The following is a 19,024-nucleotide window of genomic DNA, read 5'->3' as shown; positions in this document are numbered from 1 at the left end:
GCCTACCATCCCGATGGGATTTGTATTGAAAGGTAAATCCAGGTTTTTCCTTTCTTCCCGAATGCTGCCCATTGTTTCATTCTGAACAATTACTTCCTGGAAAAAAGATCCAATACTACACAGTCAGACAATAATCCCGAATCCGCCTTTGGCGGATAAAAGAAAGTAGGCCCCAACTTCAGTTGGGGTTGGACGCAGTAGTGCCTGCAAGATAGTCCCGTCATGGACGGTACCCAAACCACGTAAAATTGTGAGGGGAACAGATCAATTGGGTTTTACATCATTGCTCCAACTCCTCAAAATAAAACTCAGGCGAAATCTATTTCCAGTTCCCAATCTGTTTTGTTGCATATCCAACCCTCAGGCAAAGACAAGACAATTTTGCTTTCAAGTCCCTCTTTCCAAGGAATCCCGTTGCGGCAGAAGGGGAGGACTTTTAACGTATCCAGCCTCAAATATTTCATATTGAACTCACATCAATTAATACCCAATCGCCTGACCGTCTTTCCGGGATTCTGAAGCCCCGTAATAAAACGTACCGTCAAACAGAATACCCTGGAAACCACCAAAACGCTCGAAACCGTATTGTACTTCGTGGCCCATTCTCATCAGCTCCCGAACTGTTTCATAACGAAACCCTGACTCCAATTCGGTTTCCCCCACACCACTTCCCGAATGACGAATTCGCGGGGCATCACTCGCTTCCTGCAGGTTCATCCCAAAATCAATCAAATTCAGTACAATTTGAACGTGGCCCTGCGGCTGCATCGATCCGCCGGTTAATCCAAAACTGACGTAAGGCTCTCCATCTTTTGTGATAAACGCAGGGATGATGGTGTGAAACGGCCGCTTCCCGGGCGCATACGTGTTTACATGATTTTCCTCAAGCGTAAAACCCGTCCCTCGATTTTGCAGTGCAAATCCCAAATCCGGGGGAGTAATCAGGGAACCGAACATCCAGGAATTACTTTGAATCAGCGAAACCATATTTCCTTCATCATCGGCTACTGTCAGGTAAATAGTGTGATTATTCTCTTCCAACCCGGGGCCGTAATCCTGAACCCAGTCGTCACGAATTTCTTCTCTGCGCAAATCCGCATATTTCTTGGATAAAAGAGTATCGATGGGAAGATCACTAAAATCAGGATCGCCATAGTATTCACTCATATCTGCATAGGCCAGTTTTTTGGCTTCCGTGTAATAATGAACATGCTCAGGACTGCCAAAACCGTATTCAGACAAGATCGTATCCTTCTAAAATATTTAGGATCTGCAGAACGGACATCCCCTGTGCATTCGGCGGAATCTCCCACACATCATACCCGCGGTAATTTACCGGATACCGGATCAACCCATTTTGAGGAGTGATTTTCAAAATCTTCCAGGCTGAGATATCCACCTTTTTCCTGCACGTGCTCTACAATTTTTTCCGCAATCTCACCTCTATAAAAAGCGTCCCGGCCTTGGTTTGCAATCATCTCATATGTTGCGGCCAACTTTCGGTTGATTCTCACATCTCCTTTATCATGAAATTCGCCATCCGGCCGATATAACTCGCTGAAATTGGGCAGATCCTCTTCCCAGTCAAAATCATCCGGCAATCCATATCCATGTATAAGATCCCGTTCGAGGTAATCATACATTTCAGCGATTGTGGATGTGACCGCAATTCCCTCACGGGCATAATCGATGGTTGGCCGGAGAAGTGATTCCATATCTAATTTTCCGAACCTTTCATTCAGCTCAAACCATCCGTCAACAACACCGGGAACGGTAACTGAATGCGGACTGGATGCCGGAATACTGTTCAATCCTTCATCCTTCAGATCCTGAAACGTCAAATTCATTGGTGATTTTCCGCTGGCGTTCAGCCCAACCAGTTTTTGATCCTCCTCACTCCAGACAATCACGAACATATCGCCGCCAATTCCATTCATGGCAGGATCAGCAAATCCCAGGAAAGCATTTGCTGCAATGGCTGCATCCGCGGCGGAACCACCTCGCTTAAGAATATCAATCGCAATTTGACCGGCTAATGGATGATGGGTAGCCACCATCCCATGACGGGCAATTACCTCCGAGCGGGTTGCAAAAAGTTCGCCGGCAAGGCGGTCTTGAGATTTTACTTGATTTGAAAATAATGGGAATAGAAGCGATAGAATAAAAATAGATTTGAGATATCTGAGCATAAAGATCGTAAGAATTGATTATTTGTCTGAGTCAGACAATATCCAAGAAATGTGGATAAAATTCACAAAGAATGTTTTTAAAATTTGTTACTAAAGCATCTATCAATACTTCGATTCGACTGGTTAGTATGTTGAGGTGTAGCCGCTCGAAAAAATGGTTAGGGATTCTTTGTCGTCCCTTTCTGGGACTTTTTTGTTATGAACTTATCTCTTTTTAACCCCGGCTGAAGCCGAGGCCTACTGCCTGTCGTCCCGCACGAGCGGGACTTATATTGAAAGATGGTTCATGTTTGCGTCTCATTCCAAGTGATCGGTTTTATTTTATTTAAGAATTGATCCAAATAGTTGAAAGACGAGAAAATGTTTGAATAAGACAGACTCAGGCAAGATCCTAAATCCGCCTTTGGCGGATGATAGAAAGTAGGCCCCAACTTCGTACCTGTTTAGCGGTCTGACAAACAAAAAAGTCAATCTCTTGGCACAGACCGTTGTTTCTCCCTCTCCCCTTCGCCCCTCTCCCGCGGTGGGAGAGGGGTTGGGGGTGAGGGCGATACGGTGAAATGTAGGAGCAGGTTCAGCCTGGAACCAGATGTTTTTAGCGCTAAACATGTATTCAACTTTAGTTGGCATTAGACGCGGTAGCACCTGCAAGAAAGTCCCGCCAGGGACGGCATCCGTACCCGTGAAATTGTGAGGAAAAGAAATCAATGGACTTTCCATCATTTCAAATTCTGTAATCTTAATTGTTCGCCATTATCTGAAATTCAAGTTACATTTCACGGAGATGCATTCTGCACAACATATTCTATATGATGAATCAATCAATCGATAAAATCATAGAAAAAACTCTTGAACAGTACCCGGTGATCTCCTTGGGAATTCTTTACGGCTCAACCGTTACTGGTAAAGAACGGCTGGAAAGTGATGTAGATCTTGCAATCGCTGGCGAAGAGTCATTTTCCAAAGAAATTCTGATCCATATTATTGAAGAATTAGCAATTAAATTGAACCGACCTGTCGATCTTGTGGATCTCAGTGAAACTACCGGTACGTTACTACATCAAATTCTTACCAAGGGGAAATTGATCTATTGCACGGACCGAACTCTTTATGCAGAGCTCATTAAAAAGATGGTATTCAATCAGGCAGATATGATGCCCTACCATAACCGAATCTTAAAAGAAAGACGAGAACAATGGATCGAAGAGTCATAGAGGAAAAACTGGAATCACTGCGAAGGTGTTACAGACGGATCGAAGAAAAAAGACCCGATTCTGCCGAAGAATTTCAGGATAACTATGATCTGCAGGATATTGTTTCTGTAAATATTGAAAGGGCTGTTCAGCTATGCGTAGATATTGGCACTCATATTATTGCGGAATCGGATTATTCTGCTCCCTCCAGTTTGGGTGAAACCTTTGAGATTCTTGAAAAAATGGAAGTCACTCGAATCCTCGAATAATTGCAAACCAAATGAAAAAAGCCGTCGGTTTTAGAAATATCGCAGTCCATGCGTACAGGAAAATTAATTGGGACATCGTTTTTCATATTAGCCATGAAGGTTTGGACGATTTAAAAGCTTTTGCCAAAAGAATTCACAAACACATCTCCTCCTGACGGCTCAAACGCCTTCAAGTTAATCATTCAAATTATTCGTTAAAAAGCGGAAACGTTTCTGAGGGTACGTGCTCAACCTGGAAAATGCTATCCATCTTAGCTACAACATCCGGATGTTGCTCTGCTATATTATTTTCTTCACCAAGATCCAGTTCTAAATTATAAAGTTCGATCGGAGCCTTTCTATTCTCCCGAACATCCAGTCGTACAGCTTTCCAATCCCCTTTTCGAATCGCCTGTTTGCCACCCCGGGCCGGAAATTCCCAGTAAAGATACTCGTGTGATTCCTGGTTACCGGTTCCGAAAAGTTCTGGCACGAATGATATACCATCAACTCCGGGAGGTGTGTTCGTTCCGGCCAATTCGGCAAATGTTGGCATTATATCCTGAAAAGCTGAAATGTGATCACTGGTCTGTCCAACGCTGATTCGCCCCGGCCACCAGGCAATCATGGGGACCCGAATTCCGCCTTCGTACAAATCGCGTTTACCACCTCGCAGATCTCCATTGGAATTGAGCATCGAGTAATGATATCCGCCCTCTGAGTAGGAGCCGTTATCACTTGTAAAAATGACCAGCGTATTTTCAGCAATCTGTAATTCCTCCAATCTGTCCAGAATTTCACCCACCTGATAATCCAGATAGCTGACCATCGCCGCATAGGTGGCTGCCGGTTTATCCGTGTACACATAGTGATTTTGAGGAGTCGGCTCTTCTTCAAAGATACTTTCTCCATTTTCATCCAGATACATTTCTAAATACTCCTCCGGAACTTCCAGCGATGCATGTGGAATTTGGGAAGGATAATAGAGAAAAAATGACTGCTCTCTATTTTCTTCGATAAAGGAAAGTGCCCGTTCATGAATAGCCTCGGGAGCGTAGATTTCTGCCGAGATTGGCGGACCGGAACCGGGATGCGGAAAATCTTCTGTTGAGGTATTTTCTACGCGGTTCCCCTCCAACGGAACCCGAATTGGCTCTTCACCCTTTTTTTCCAGGAACAGAAATTCGGGATAGTAAAAATGAGCACGCCGCTGGCCATTGAATCCAAAGAAAATATCAAATCCCTGTAATGATGGAGTACTTTCCGATCCGGGATACCCGAGACCCCATTTACCGAATGCTCCGGTGGTGTATCCGGTCTCTTGCAAAACTTCGGCAATGGTTGGAACCGCATATGGAAATGGAGCTTGCCCGATCGGCTTATGCTCTCTGTTGCCACGTACAGGGGCATGACCCGAGTGAAGACCGGTCATCAAAACAGAACGGGCAGGTGCACAAACCGTACTTCCTGAATAGTGCTGAGTAAATCTCAATCCCTCCTCGGCCATTCGATCGAGATTGGGTGTTTTGATGTTTTCCTGACCATAGCTGCCCAGATCGGCATAACCAAGATCATCAGCAAGGATGTAGATGATGTTGGGTTTTTGTATTTCAGCTTTATGGGATTTTTGTGTACAACCAACAGCAAATGATAGTATTAAAATAAGATGAGAATAAAAGCTAATCGCCTTATACATAAACAATCTTAGTTTACCCTTTCGTATTAAAGTTGTACTCATTATAGCATATAAAGTACGTAAATGCTTAGGTAAGAATAATAAATTCATTTTTTACTGAGCCGCCACGTTTAGAACCCAGGCTTTATATATGAATGACTACACTTAGTTATCAACTAAGTACCTGTATTTAATCGAAATATTATCTTCCAAAGTCATCAATTTCTTCAGGCCAATATTTCTTCATCTCTTCTGGAGTTGGCTCATTTAACGGCCGAACTATTCTAAATCCTAAAAATTGCGCATTGGTATGCCACCATAAACTCTTAGGGATTTGTGGATCCAGCATTTTCCAATCAGAGTTAGATTCTCTTCTCTTATTACAGGAAACCTCCGTTTCAGGATCCATCCAAGACGCCCCTCTGACCGCTCGCGGGTATAAATCCGATGGCTGGAACCATGGATTTACCACAGGTTCTGGCCCCATATTTTGGACTCTGGTGATATAATCTTTATGGTATTCATCAGTAGTCCACTCAGCTACATTTCCGGGGATATCATAAAGGCCCAACTGATTGGGCTCTTTAGTGCCAACTTTTTGGTACCCACTGTTACTATTTTCTTGGTACCAAGCTTGTTCAGCTAGATTATCATTTGAAGCTTTACATACATACTCCCATTCTGCTTCAGTGGGAAGTCTATAAAATTTTCCCGTTTTCGCTGTCAACCATTTCGTAAACATTGATGCAGCATAATGAGTCATACTAATTGCCGGGTATCCATCCGTGCCCATTCCGAAACTCATGTCTACATAGGGAGGAGTCGGTAATGAAATTACATCAGCGTCCACACCAATATCGGCACCTGCTAAATTCTCTTTTTGTAAATTGCTCATCACCTCAGTTGAAAACTGATTGTATTGCTCCCAGGTTATTTCATATGAACCCATCCAAAAAGAATTCACTTCAACACGTACTTGTTGTGAATTATCATTCTCATCTCCCATAACAAATGTCCCGCCTTCTATTGGAACCATTTGAATAGGTTCATTGACATCAACTTTATACGGAACAAATGAACTCTGAGCGTGCAGGAAATGGGTTAAAAGTATAGAAATTAAACATGTGAAGATTGAAAATTTTACGATCGATGTATTAACAGATTCAGTACGAATACTTTGTATCATGAACAGAGAAAACTTCTTTAAAAAGTATTTTATTGATGAAAAGAAAGATATAATAGCTCAATGTACCGTAACTTTTGTTTAGTTAAACATGTTGAACCTTTTAGAATGTTGGAAATAAAGCTTTGAGTTCTTCAGTTGTCGCAGCTCGTCCGTATTCAGAAACTTGAAATGCTTCAGCGTGTTTAATTCTATTGCCAGCATTTTCACCATATAAATCGATGAGCATAGCCCTGTACTTATCTGCGACAGCTACACTTCGATTGATTAAATTATCAATTCTCAAACGTAAACGGGTAGATTTGTCTTCAGGCGGATTATCAGCACGGCCATAAGTCCATGAATCAATGTCAGAAAACTGTGAAGGCATCTGTTCTAACGCCTCTCTTTTTTTGTCAATAACATTATCAATACCAACGACCAAATCTGGTTCAAATGGCAATGGCCTTTGAAAATTATCACTGTAATATAGTACAACAGGACTTCGTGGTAATGGAGGCGTGTCTGGAGTAAAGAATTTCGCTTCTACAAGCACGATCGAATCATCCACCAAAATACCGCTATATCGATGATCAGCATGATATGTATATCTTCTATGTACCATCACGATATCTGCCTGCCAATCACGAATTAGCCTTGTAACTTTTTTTCGATTTTCGAGTGTGGGCATCAATTCACCATCGTGAACATCCATTACTTCGGTTTCTATTCCTAAAATCTCAGCAGCAGCTTCGACTTCTTTCATCCTCCTAATGGCAAGTTCCCCCCCTGACATTCCAAAATGTCCTATATCTCCATTTGTCATTGAAACACATTTAAAAGCGTGTCCCGCTTCCGACCATAATGCTCCTACACCACCTGCTGAAATTTCACAATCATCCGGATGAGCACCAAATGCAATGATTCTAAGTTTGCCTGTATCGTCTTGAGACATAATACTACCACAGCTAACTAAGAAATAAATTATTGTTAAATAGAGTATCCGCATGATTTTAGTTAATTAGAATTTGTTTTGATGATTTTCAGCCTACAACCGGTGCAATTTGATCTTCAGAGATAACACCACCCGGTAATTCCATAATATCAATTTTCCTAAAATGGATCTCTGAACCCTCAGATTCAGGACATATATATCCTTTTTTTCTTTCTGGCGAATGTATTCCATTTACAAACTTACCATTTACTGAAAGTTTTAACGTTCCATCTATACAAACAACTATATATCGGTTCCACTCTCCTGTTCCTTTTACTCTTTTTTCAAGTGAATAGCTTCTGCCCCTTGCAATTTCGGATGGGTTATCTGGAGTCGTTCCTTCCAGTTCCATCACAGGAAACAGGTGACCGTGAACGTATTCGTCTGATCGATTATTAATTTCTGCCCATTGTGGATCAAGCATTTGAACCTCCATTCCAGTTGGGAAAGGAGTATCTGCATGAGGAGTACCATTTGCCCACACAAAAAAGCCGGAATTTCCTCCCGGTTTCATATGCCTCCACTCAATATCCAGTATAAAATTTTCGTACTGTTTCTCTGTTCTCATAACACCGATTGGCTCACCGGTACATTTCAATAATCCATCTTCAACCCACCATGTATCTGGAGAAGTATTCATATCAACAAAACCGTCCAGGTTTTTACCATTAAATAAACGTTTGAATTGTAAATCACTATTCTGATATTCAACAGCATTATTATTATCCCAAAAAAGTGCTTTAGCACCTAAATAAGATGTCGTTATAGCTGTGGTTGATTTTAAGACACGCTTAGTAAATTCTCTTCTGTTCATAATAATCTGTTAGTTAAGTTCTTTGATATATAAATTTTTAAACCATAAAGGAGTACCATGACTTTGTAACACTATTTGACCTTCTGAGGGGGCTGGTCTTTCATAATTTGCCCAATAATTTTCTTGTATGGCACCATCAACTACAGTCTCTCCATTAAGCTTTACCCATACAGAGTCTGAAATCATTCTTATAACCATTCTATTCCATTCACCTACTGGCTTATCGGCAGTAACGATGGGTTCAATATTCGGATCATTATTATAAAGTCCTCCGGAACCAACCCCTTGATGATGAGGATCCCAAATTTGTACTTGCGGCATATTTCTCAAAAAAATGCCGCTATCACCTTTAGGACCAATTTTCCAATCCACTACCAGCTCGAAATTTTCATATTCCTCAATTGTCTCAATGTTGCCTATATCACGAGTACCGTCATATAACAGCATTCCGTCTTGCATGTACCAATGGTTAAATGTCTCCTCGTTTACTTCTGATAGCAGCTGCTGTATCTCGTTTTCATTCATGCCCTCTGTTAATACCGGTATATTTCTTGGATCTTCAGCTATCTGGCCTTTCCATGCATTGAGATCATTTGCCAGCAATGCTATATAACCATCATTTTCAAGCTCCATCGATGTACGGAAATCATTTTCTCCTCTCTCTCCAACACATCCCAAAAAGCATAGAATTGTGACTAATACCAATAGAGAGAAAGATAGTTTGTATTGATTCATAGGTATGATATAAGGGTAATTAAACAAATAGACAGTGTATTTTTGATGGAAAGCAATCAATTCATATTTATTCTACAATCGGAGCCGATTGATCCGCATCCAGTATACCACCCGGAAGCTCCATGATATCAATTTTTCTAAAGTGTACTTCAAACCCTTCTGACTCCGGGCATATATAACCCTTTTTGCGCTTTTCAGATCGCATACCATTAATAAACTTCCCATTTACTGAAAGTTTAATTACACCATCTACACACGTTAGTAAATATCTATTCCACTCACCTGCGCCATTTACCCTGAATTCAGCAGGATTACTTCTCGACGGACTTATTTCAAATGGATTATCCGGTGTAGTACCTGTTAAACCACTGACAGGAAACAATTGACCATGTGCATAATCCTCAACGATGTCACGAATTTCTGCAATTCCCGGGTCAACCATTTGAACCTCTATACCTGTTGGAAAAGGTCTTTCTTCGTATGGTTCTCCATCTGCAAGAATGAAAACACCGGAATTCCCCCCTGGCTCCATATGTCTCCATTCTATATCAAGAACAAAATTCTCGTATTGTTTTTGAGTGCGAATGACTCCTATGGGGTCGCCAGTACATTTCAATATGTTATTCTCCACGTACCAGGTATCTTCAGACGTGTTTACATCAACAAAACCGTCCAAATTTTTTCCATTAAACAATTTTTTGAATTTGAGAGTATCTGTTTTCTCATCCCGAACTCGGTCGCCCAACTTCGTCAAGGCATTTACGCCTCCAATCGAAAGTGATCCATATAGAAGGTTTTTAGTGAATTTTCTACGATTCATGGGCAATGATGCTTTGTCTATGGGGTTTAAAAAGATGAGAAATTTTACTTTACGAATATCGGTCAGCAGGGGCAGGTGAATTTCCCTGCACCGGGGGTTTTTCTATGACACTCGGCACGTCGCCAAATTCATACGTATCAGGCCCAAGTCGCATATCCGAATTTAATATTTCATCCCACGTAATCTCATCCCCGGTATAAGCAGCCATACGTCCCATAATTGCCATACGAGTTGAATTTACCTGCAATTCAGAATCGTTGACATACTTATCGGTTCTAATGCCAGTGATCAGTTCTACATGCTCCTGAACAAATGGGTCTGTAACTTCCCACTCGGAATCGGTTTCATCATCATCCGGATAGGGATATTCCCAGAGTATATTACCATTATAGTCGTATATAGTACCTCCGCAATCTGCATATCCTTTGGTTCCCTTTATCATCTCAATGCGTCCTGAATCGGTGTCATTAATCTGACGAGTAGCTCCGTGCACTTTTATGCCATTCTCATATTCATACACAATACTAAAGTAATCGAATTGATCACCGGATATTCTCTGCTGTCTTCCTCCGTATCCGTATGCCCGCACGGGATTTTTCCCAATGTGCCAGTTGATCAGATCGAGATGATGGATATGCTGCTCTGTGATATGATCCCCGGAAAGCCACGTAAAATTCCCCCAATTACGAAGCATGTATTCCAATTCTGTCCACTCAGGTTTACGTTCAACCCACCAAAGTGCGCCTCCATTACGTACAGCCTGACCGCCAATAATTTCTCCAATCATACCTTCAGAAACTCGCTTGTGAGTTTCTATATAATCTTTACTGTAGCGCAAGGCTGTACCACTTACCATATTTAGTTTTTTATCTATGGCTTTTTTAGTGGTTTCCATCATTATACGAGCACCAACTGGATCTACAGCAACTGGTTTTTCCTGGAACACATGTTTACCAGCTTCAATAGCTGCTTTTACATGTTGTGGTCTAAAATGAGGTGGTGTAGCAAATATGACAAGATCAACATCTGTATCTATTACTTTTTGATAAGCATTAAATCCTATAAAGCAGTTTTCATCAGCTACTTCTACTCCACGGCCTCTTTTCAAGTTATCTCGACATCTGTCTAATTGATCTTGAAAAACATCACCCAAGGCAACAATTTCCAAATTAGGACCCGCATCAAGAAAATTAATGGATGCCCCGGTTCCTCTGCCACCACATCCAACCAAACCTGCTCTTATCAATTCACCGTCAGGAGCCTGTTTTTGAATCATTGGGGCTTTTGGCAGATAGTTGTTTTTACTGCTCTTTGCATTTGAACCTTTGAACAGTAAACCCGTTGCCCCAACTGCTCCGAGAGTGCCCTTTGTAAAAGTGCTCAAAAATTGTCTTCTATCCTGCTTTTTATTCTTCATTTATAAGACATTAAATAGTTGTAATTACTGCTTAATCAGCTGTATCTGTTAACAGGTGCTGGTGCAGTACCGACTTTTGGTGGTTCATCTGGTATATCATAGGATCGACCAAATTCTACCATTTCCGGACCTAACTTCAGATCTGAATTGAGAACTTCATCCCAAGTGATTTCTCTTCCTGTATAAGCAGCCATTCTGCCCATAATTGCAAGTCGGGTAGACTTAATCTGTTCATCGGCATCATTTATATAATTTCCGGTACGAATCCCTGTAATCAATTCAACATGTTCTTGAACAGATGGATTATGTACAGTCCACATAGATTCAGTTCCTTCTTCAGGATGTGGATACTCCCAAATAATATTACCGTCATGATCATAAAGAGTTCCACTTGCATCAGCATACCCCTTTGTACCTGTAATCAACTGTTCTCTTCCATTATCACAATCATTTATTTGACGAGTTGCACAGTGCACTTTTTTACCATTTTCATATTCGTAAACAATGCTAAATTGGTCGAATTGATCTCCGGATATTCGTTGTTGCCGGCCACCATATCCAAATGCTTTAACCGGGTGACCTCCTACATGCCAGCTCATTACGTCTAATTCATGAATAAACATTTCTACAATGTGATCACCCGATAACCAAGCGAAATTTCCCCAATTGCGAAGCATATATTCCATATCCGACCAATCCGGTTTTCTCTCTACCCACCAGAGCGCACCTCCATTTCTCTTAATATCAGCGCCAACTACTTCTCCAATAAATCCATCCTGTACCCTTTTTTGGGTTTCTACATAATCTTTTTGATATCGGCGAATCGTACCACTTACCATGCAAAGATTATTCTCACGGGCAATAGATGCCGTTTCAGCCATCATTCGAGCCCCTACGGGATCAACAGCAACAGGTTTTTCCTGAAACACATGTTTACCGGCCTCTATAGCTGCACGCACATGTTGCGGCCGGAAAAATGGAGGGGTTGCGAATAGAACCAGGTCAACGTCAGAATCAATTACTTTTTGATAGGCATCAAAACCTACAAAACAATTCTCATCCGCAATCTCAACACCTCTTGCGCGCTGTAAATTTGTTCTACATTTATCTAATTGATCCTGAAATGCATCACCCAATGCTACGATTTCAAGATTGGGTCCGGCATCCAGGAAATTGACTGCCGCACCAGTACCTCTGCCTCCACAACCAACAAGACCCGCTCTTAGTGGTTCACCATCTGGTGCTTGTTCAGAATAAGAGACATATGGCTCATTCAAATTACTTGTACTAGCACAGCTGGACAGAAATGATGAAACACTTATAACGCCTACTGAACCTAATGCAATTGTTGATAAAAAATCTTTTCGGGATTGTTTATTTTTCTCCATAAATCAGAAAAGCTTTAGATATTGTTCATTTTAAAAAAACCCGTGACTAAGTGACTGCCACGGGTATTTTTGTATTTATTAATAACCTGGGTTATTGGTAGTAATTGCCGAGTTACTATTCATCTCATCAACTGGGATTGGCCAAAGTGTATCTCTATTTGGATTGAAGCTGCGTGTAAAACCGGTATCATGAAGGTACCATTCACCAGCATCATTTCTGAAAAATGCACCTCGAACCAAACCTTCTTTCTCGCTTGCAATACCCCAGCGATTGATGTCAAATAATCTGAGTCCTTCAAATGCAAGTTCAACTGCTCTTTCGTTGCGAACTATCTCTCTCATCTCAGCTTGGGTTTTACCCGGTGTGATAGCTGGCATCTCAACAGAAGGACGCTGTCGAATTGCATTGATCGCATCATACACGGACTGGTCGATTTCATCCAACTCAATTTTTGCTTCAGCATACATGAGTAAGACATCACCGTATCTGATATGAATTAAATTTATAGACCCGTTTCCTGGATTTGCATTATCATTCTCCCAGTCAACCCATTTTTTCAAATTATATCCGTGGTCTGTAGCACCTTCACTTACCAGAATTCTGTCACCAGTTGGGCTATCGGGGGTAGAATCGTAGATGGAATTGCCTATAGGAGCTCCGGTATAGTAAACCGTAAAGTCCCATCTTGGATCAATATTTTCATACGGATCATCCGGATTTTGAGGTCCTTTAAATTCCATTAGTTCATATAGCTTATGAACAGGTTCTACAACTGAACTTCCACCGATAGAGGCAGCAGAGTATCCAAATGCACCATAGACATCACCACCCTGGGCATATTGTCGATCGAAAATGATTTCTGATGAATTTTGACCAGCATACTGAAAGAGTTCTCCATAGTGAGGATACAAGCTATAGATACCGAGATCCATCACCGCTTTAGCAGCATCTCTTGCCATTGTCCAGTTGTTATTTCGAATAGCAATTCTTGCTTTAAGAGCATGTGCAGCACCAATGGTTGCTCTTCCTATATTATCACCACTATAAGCTATGGGCAGTGAGTTGTTGCTGATAATATTATCCAACTCAGATACTACAAAGTCTACGATTTGCTGTTTATCACTTCTGCCTACTCGCTCGTCGATATTAATAGGTTCTGTAATTAAAGGAACTCCTCCCCAGAGGCTTGATAACTGAGTATAAAAATAGGCTCTCAGAAACCTGGCCTCTGCTTCGACTCGGTTTAAGACATCCTGATTTCCAACTTCGATCTGATCGATATTGGCTATCACGTCATTTGCTTTTCTTATTCCTCTGTAATACCGATTCCAAATACCTTCAATTGCGCTATTAGAGGGATCGATATTACCAGCACCTACATCATGAAGAGTACCCGGACCCGAAGCAGCCCTGAATCCGATATCAGTGACTGCATCAAGTTGTTTAATCATCGTTTGGCCATCGAGTTCACCGTATGCTGCATTTACTGCTGTTACTGCATCACTTTCTCGTTGCCAATAGATATCCTCTGACACAGAACCTGTTGGCAACATATCCAATCCATCGTCGCAAGCTGTAAACAGCGCGACTACAATCAAGAGTGTATATACTAAATACTTATTCATAGTTTTTTCTTTTAAAAATTTTAAAATGTTACGTTAACGCCCATGGCAACTTTCTTGGTGTGAGGGAAGAATTGACTACGCCCTCTGGGTGTTTCAGGATCAAACAGATCAGTCGGAGTAAATGTCAAGAGATTTTCTCCTGTTACAAACACTCTCAGGTTTCTCAAGTAGGACTGATTAATCGTGTACCCAAGCTGAAAGTTTTTCAATCTCAGATACTTCGTATCCTGAATCCAAAAATCTGATTCCTGCAAATTCCAAGTATTACCTGCCGTTACAATAGGCCACGTACCTTCTGGATTTCTTTCTGGATGGTATGTTTCTTCAGCCATGACTGCTGGAATGTAGTTTTGCCAGTTTGGCCCTTCCATTAAAGCACCATCAAGTGTATGCTTCTGCTTCAGAACTCCCTGCCAGAACATCGTAAAATCAAATCCCTTGAAAGAAGCGCTAAAGTTAATTCCGAACTCATACCTGGGGTCTTCATTTCCCATGATGTATTGGTCTCCATTTTCACCAAAGGATTGAGAGATTTGCCCATCTCCGTTCAGATCTTCATAGATAATGTCTCCAATCCCAACATTAGGATTCACAGTAGCAGGATATTGGTCCAAATCTGATTGACTTCGATAGAGCCCAGGAGAACTCAACCCTCTTAATGAGTTAATTGAGTGCCCTTCAGCCCATACCGTAAATTTGTCTGGGAAGAATGGCCCTTCTCCACTAAGGCTTTCAATGGTATTAACCACATCAGACATACTTACACCAACAGAATATTGAAATCCATTATCCATGCGAGGTTCACTATTATAATTCACTTGCAATTCCCAACCTACATTCGATACTTCAGCTGCATTTTGCGTTGGTGGATCTACACCAACCGTAGCTGGTATAGGGAGATCTAACAGAATATCTTCTGTGTAATTCCAAAAATATTCACCAATTACCTCAATTCGATCATCCTTAAAGCCTAAATCTAGGCCAATATTAGTCATCGTTGTTGTTTCCCAGGTAATATTTGGATTTCCTGCATCTGTAACTGCAGCACCAGGTGTAACACTTCCATTAAACTGATAGGGCTGATTCAGGTTATAGATATTCATAAACTGAAATAATCCGATTTCTTGGTTACCAAGCTGTCCCCAAGAAGCTCTCAAACGGAGATTGCTAAACAGATCAACTTCATCCATAAAACTTTCACTTGAGATTCTCCACCCTGCAGAAAATGACGGGAAGAGTCCCCAGTCGATTACCTTCACCGAATCTTGACGAACCATCATATCTAAGATTGGCTTGTACTGAATACCGATCATCATAGGAATAATTCACACGCCCAAAGAATGATCGTAGCCTCCATTCATTATTAAAACAGCTACCTGCAAACTCACCCGGATCGTTATATGGTCTACATGTTCTTTGGTCACCGGCATCCCCTGCGCTAAGATCTCTCAATTCATTATTGAAGAAATTTGCACGTCCTGCAGAAGTAACTTCAGAGCTATTATAAATTTCTTCATAACCAATTAATCCACTTACGTCATGGGTTCCAAAATCTTGATCATAATTCAGATACAATCTCTGGCTCAACTCTTCTTTGCTGTAGTTAGCTTCTTGCAATGTGTTAGTTCCAAACCACCCACTTGCAGCAACGGTTTCGCCTGTAACCGGATGAATCATTCCAGATCTTGATTCACGGAAGATAGTCTCATCCGTATTAATAAGATTTGCAGTAAAATCACCTTCGATATTTAAATAGTCGGTTAATTGATATCTGAGGCCTACTTGTACCAAGGATATCATTACTTAATCGCTGAGTCTCACCAGAATTGGCCATTATAAATGGATTCCATGTACCGAAGAATAGATCTCCTGTTGCTTCTTGCCCATCGGGAAAATCCATTATAGCATTACGGTTAATATGCAGAATTCCCTGAGTTATTCTTTGGGGTCTAAAACCAGGTCCGGTTACATTTCTATTTCGATAAAGCAGATTTGTAGTCAAGGTCAGATCATCCCTAAGATATAAGTCTGTATTCAATCGAAGACTTGCTCTTTTGTTATTAAAATTCTGAATGACACCATCAGTGTCTGTATAATTCATAGAGGCATAAATCCGCCCAAAATCGCTTCCTGTTGAGATTGACAAGGCGTGATTTTGCTCAGAAGCGTTATCTTGAAAGACACCTTTTTCCCAGTCAGCCCAAGGGTATTGAAGTGGATTCGTTCCAGCAACAACATTCTGAATATACTCTTCACTATATGTAGGCTGCCCCCCAGCATTTACCTGGGCTTCATTCTCCAATCTCATCCAATCTTCTTTACCCGCACTCTCTGGCCAACCCAGTAAGTTCTGCACACCTATGTGATTATTATAAGTTACAGACATACCCGACGATTGACCTCGTTTCGTCTCAATTAAAATGACTCCGTTAGCCGCTCTTGACCCATAGATCGAGGCTGATGCGGCATCCTTTAGAACTGAAATTGATTCGATAGCACTTGGTTCAACGGTGGATAAGGACTGCTCAACACCATCAATTAATACAAGTGGATCTGAATTATTCAGTGTACCAGTACCCCGAATCCGGGCTATTGTATTCTCTTCTCCCGGTTGACCACCTCCGTATTGTATTTGCAAACCAGGTGTTACACCTTGCAGCGCTAATGCGGGATTGGTTAGCGGTCTCTCTTCAACTTCAGCTCCCTGAATTGAACTTACAGCACCAGTCACGTCGGCCCTTTCCTGGGTTCCAAACCCAACCACAACCAATTCTTCAAGAAGCGCTACATCTTCTTGAAGTTCAATATCAAGACCTTGGTTAATGTGTGAAGAAGTTATTGAAACTGTTTGTGCTTCATAACCTACATATGAGAAAACCAAGGAAGTTCCAGGTCCATCAATGTCAATTGTAAACGCCCCATCCATTCCAGTAGTAGTTCCGGTGGATGTCCCCTGAATAACTACATTTACCCCTGGGAGTTGTTCTCCAGTAACAGCATCCGTGACTGTACCCTCAACAGTTACATCTTGAGCATAACCTGAAGTCGCTAAAGCACATATTAATATTATTGTTAATAGTAATTTATTTTTCATAATGAATCCTCATAATCCTTTTAGTTTAACCGATCAGCTATCTTTTTTTGAGTTATAATTTACCTATTCGAAAATCGAAAATTGTTTTTACACATATATAATCCGATTAACACCAATAACAAAACGAAAAAAAAGTTATAAGTCAATAAAAAAAGAAAATTTGTTTACAAAACACTTTTAATAATCATAATAGCTGCCTAATATTTCACTAAAACTTTTAATATTAAATTATTTAATTCATTTAATTTAGAATTTTTAATTCTAAATAATTCATAAGACCTGAGCATAAAATTATATCTATAACTAACTTTAATCATTATAAATTTGTTTTTAAATTTGTTTTTACTTTCTTTTTGAATAGACTATTCGCTAAAAAAAACATAATCTGATTCAAAAAATGAAAAAAACCACCGTTGCCCGATTCTGTGTTATGATGTTTTTCCAGTTTTTTATCTGGGGAGCATGGTACACTTCTATCGCTATTTATATGGGTAATGAAGGAATGGGGAATTTAACTCACTGGCCATATACAGTTAATCCAATAAGTGCAATCATTGCACCTTTCTTTGTAGGATTAATAGCTGACAGATATTTTTCAACGGAAAAAGTCCTTGGATTCTTACACATCACAGGAGCGATTTTTATGTTTATTGCTCCTTATTCATCCAACTACCCTCTGCTTTTCATTCTTTTGATTTTCGGTCACTGTTTATGTTATATGCCTACTTTAAGTTTATCTAACGCAATAACTTTTCATCATATCAATGATCAACAGTCTGAATTCCCAATCATTAGGGTTTTTGGTACTATGGGTTGGATCACTGCTGGCTTGGTAGTTAGTTTTGGATTGGGAATATTTGTATCCGATAGTTTAAAGCCTGAACAAACGTCACTACCGATTTATCTTTCAGCTTTTTTCAGTCTTCTTTTGGGTTTGTACGCTTTTACACTACCTCATACACCTCCAAAAGGTTCTGACACTCCCATTTCTTTAAAAAGTATTGTTGGTGTTGATGCTTTAAAACATCTGGGGAATCGTTCTTTCTATATTTTCTTGATGTGCTCCCTTCTTATATCAATCCCCCTTGCTGCATATTTTAACTTTACTCAAGTTTTTCTTAATGATACTGGCTTTACAAATCTTGCTGCCGTTCAAACTATAGGTCAGTTTTCCGAAATTATTTTCATGCTTCTAATGCCGTTCTTTTTTATTCGGCTTGGAGTTAAGTGGATGTTGGGTGTTGGAATGGGTGCATGGGTAATTAGATATGCACTATTTGCTGCTGGTGCAACAGATCAGATTACATGGATGATTCTGACAGGTATTGCTTTACACGGAATTTGTTATGATTTCTTCTATGTTACAGGACACATTTATGTGGACATGAAATCAACCGACAAAATAAGAGGTCAGGCACAAGGATTATTAGTACTTCTTACATATGGTGTAGGTATGCTCATTGGGGCGCAATTAGCAGGAATTACATATAATAATCTGCTTGGTGATGCCCTTTCAATGACTTTGAGCAACTGGGAATCATTCTGGATACTACCATCAATTTTAGCTGCTATAGTGCTTACTATTTTCATAATATTTTTTAATGAAAAGGTTGTAGATGAAACTGCATCGGCCGATGATATAAATATATAACCGATGAATAAAATTGAG

17 protein-coding genes are annotated in these 19,024 nt (G+C 40.6%); 3 read left to right on the top strand and 14 right to left on the bottom strand.

The window, feature by feature from the left end; translation table 11 throughout:
• Positions 1 to 480: 480 nt before the first annotated feature.
• Positions 481 to 1,242 (bottom strand): gamma-glutamyltransferase, encoded by a 762-nt coding sequence (locus U5K72_05865; GenBank protein ID MDZ7718331.1) that lies wholly within the window; start codon positions 1,240 to 1,242, stop codon positions 481 to 483.
• A gap of 74 nt (positions 1,243 to 1,316) precedes the next feature.
• On the bottom strand, positions 1,317 to 2,189 hold the full coding sequence (locus U5K72_05860; protein MDZ7718330.1) for a gamma-glutamyltransferase: 873 nt from the start codon (positions 2,187 to 2,189) through the stop codon (positions 1,317 to 1,319).
• Between the two features lie 809 nt (positions 2,190 to 2,998).
• Between U5K72_05860 and U5K72_05855 the strand changes: the two genes are divergently transcribed.
• Both U5K72_05855 and U5K72_05850 read left to right on the top strand, forming a co-directional pair.
• Entirely contained in the window at positions 2,999 to 3,403 is a 405-nt protein-coding gene (locus tag U5K72_05855; GenBank protein MDZ7718329.1) for a nucleotidyltransferase domain-containing protein, read from the top strand.
• Positions 3,385 to 3,651 carry a HepT-like ribonuclease domain-containing protein gene (locus U5K72_05850; protein MDZ7718328.1) on the top strand — a complete coding sequence of 89 codons (267 nt, stop codon included), beginning with the start codon at positions 3,385 to 3,387 and terminating at the stop codon, positions 3,649 to 3,651. Before U5K72_05855 ends, U5K72_05850 begins: the two co-directional genes overlap by 19 nt.
• Before the next feature lie 187 nt (positions 3,652 to 3,838).
• On the opposite strand, the gene U5K72_05845 is transcribed toward U5K72_05850, so the two are convergent.
• The 12 genes from U5K72_05845 to U5K72_05790 form a co-directional block, all read right to left on the bottom strand.
• On the bottom strand, positions 3,839 to 5,326 hold the full coding sequence (locus U5K72_05845; protein ID MDZ7718327.1) for an arylsulfatase: 1,488 nt from the start codon (positions 5,324 to 5,326) through the stop codon (positions 3,839 to 3,841).
• 181 nt (positions 5,327 to 5,507) lie between these two features.
• Positions 5,508 to 6,491 carry an SUMF1/EgtB/PvdO family nonheme iron enzyme gene (locus U5K72_05840; GenBank protein ID MDZ7718326.1) on the bottom strand — a complete coding sequence of 328 codons (984 nt, stop codon included), beginning with the start codon at positions 6,489 to 6,491 and terminating at the stop codon, positions 5,508 to 5,510.
• Between the two features lie 100 nt (positions 6,492 to 6,591).
• The gene (locus U5K72_05835) at positions 6,592 to 7,422 is read right to left on the bottom strand and encodes a PIG-L family deacetylase (GenBank protein MDZ7718325.1); all 831 of its coding nucleotides are present in this window, start codon (positions 7,420 to 7,422) and stop codon (positions 6,592 to 6,594) included.
• Positions 7,423 to 7,510: 88 nt separating this feature from the next.
• Positions 7,511 to 8,275, bottom strand: coding sequence for a DUF1080 domain-containing protein (locus U5K72_05830; protein MDZ7718324.1), 765 nt, complete (start codon positions 8,273 to 8,275; stop codon positions 7,511 to 7,513).
• Positions 8,276 to 8,284: 9 nt separating this feature from the next.
• Positions 8,285 to 9,010 carry a DUF1080 domain-containing protein gene (locus tag U5K72_05825; GenBank protein ID MDZ7718323.1) on the bottom strand — a complete coding sequence of 242 codons (726 nt, stop codon included), beginning with the start codon at positions 9,008 to 9,010 and terminating at the stop codon, positions 8,285 to 8,287.
• A gap of 67 nt (positions 9,011 to 9,077) precedes the next feature.
• Positions 9,078 to 9,830 (bottom strand): DUF1080 domain-containing protein, encoded by a 753-nt coding sequence (locus tag U5K72_05820; protein MDZ7718322.1) that lies wholly within the window; start codon positions 9,828 to 9,830, stop codon positions 9,078 to 9,080.
• Between the two features lie 49 nt (positions 9,831 to 9,879).
• A complete protein-coding gene (locus tag U5K72_05815; protein ID MDZ7718321.1) occupies positions 9,880 to 11,247 on the bottom strand; it encodes a Gfo/Idh/MocA family oxidoreductase in 1,368 nt (455 codons plus the stop codon).
• Positions 11,248 to 11,282: 35 nt separating this feature from the next.
• Positions 11,283 to 12,635, bottom strand: coding sequence for a Gfo/Idh/MocA family oxidoreductase (locus U5K72_05810; GenBank protein MDZ7718320.1), 1,353 nt, complete (start codon positions 12,633 to 12,635; stop codon positions 11,283 to 11,285).
• Positions 12,636 to 12,713: 78 nt separating this feature from the next.
• The gene (locus U5K72_05805) at positions 12,714 to 14,261 is read right to left on the bottom strand and encodes a RagB/SusD family nutrient uptake outer membrane protein (protein ID MDZ7718319.1); all 1,548 of its coding nucleotides are present in this window, start codon (positions 14,259 to 14,261) and stop codon (positions 12,714 to 12,716) included.
• 20 nt (positions 14,262 to 14,281) lie between these two features.
• On the bottom strand, positions 14,282 to 15,541 hold the full coding sequence (locus U5K72_05800; protein MDZ7718318.1) for a TonB-dependent receptor: 1,260 nt from the start codon (positions 15,539 to 15,541) through the stop codon (positions 14,282 to 14,284).
• On the bottom strand, positions 15,459 to 15,938 hold the full coding sequence (locus U5K72_05795; protein MDZ7718317.1) for a TonB-dependent receptor: 480 nt from the start codon (positions 15,936 to 15,938) through the stop codon (positions 15,459 to 15,461). Before U5K72_05795 ends, U5K72_05800 begins: the two co-directional genes overlap by 83 nt.
• Positions 15,939 to 15,996: 58 nt before the next feature.
• Positions 15,997 to 17,355 (bottom strand): SusC/RagA family TonB-linked outer membrane protein, encoded by a 1,359-nt coding sequence (locus U5K72_05790; protein ID MDZ7718316.1) that lies wholly within the window; start codon positions 17,353 to 17,355, stop codon positions 15,997 to 15,999.
• Positions 17,356 to 17,752: 397 nt separating this feature from the next.
• On the opposite strand from U5K72_05790, the gene U5K72_05785 reads away from it, so the two are divergent.
• On the top strand, positions 17,753 to 19,006 hold the full coding sequence (locus U5K72_05785; GenBank protein ID MDZ7718315.1) for an MFS transporter: 1,254 nt from the start codon (positions 17,753 to 17,755) through the stop codon (positions 19,004 to 19,006).
• The last annotated feature ends 18 nt before the right edge of the window (positions 19,007 to 19,024 follow it).

This window comes from Balneolaceae bacterium, from assembly GCA_034521495.1.
In the GTDB taxonomy this organism is placed as follows: domain Bacteria; phylum Bacteroidota; class Rhodothermia; order Balneolales; family Balneolaceae; genus Rhodohalobacter.
Note: the sequence above shows the minus strand (reverse complement) of the source record. Positions and strands in the feature narration are given on the sequence as shown.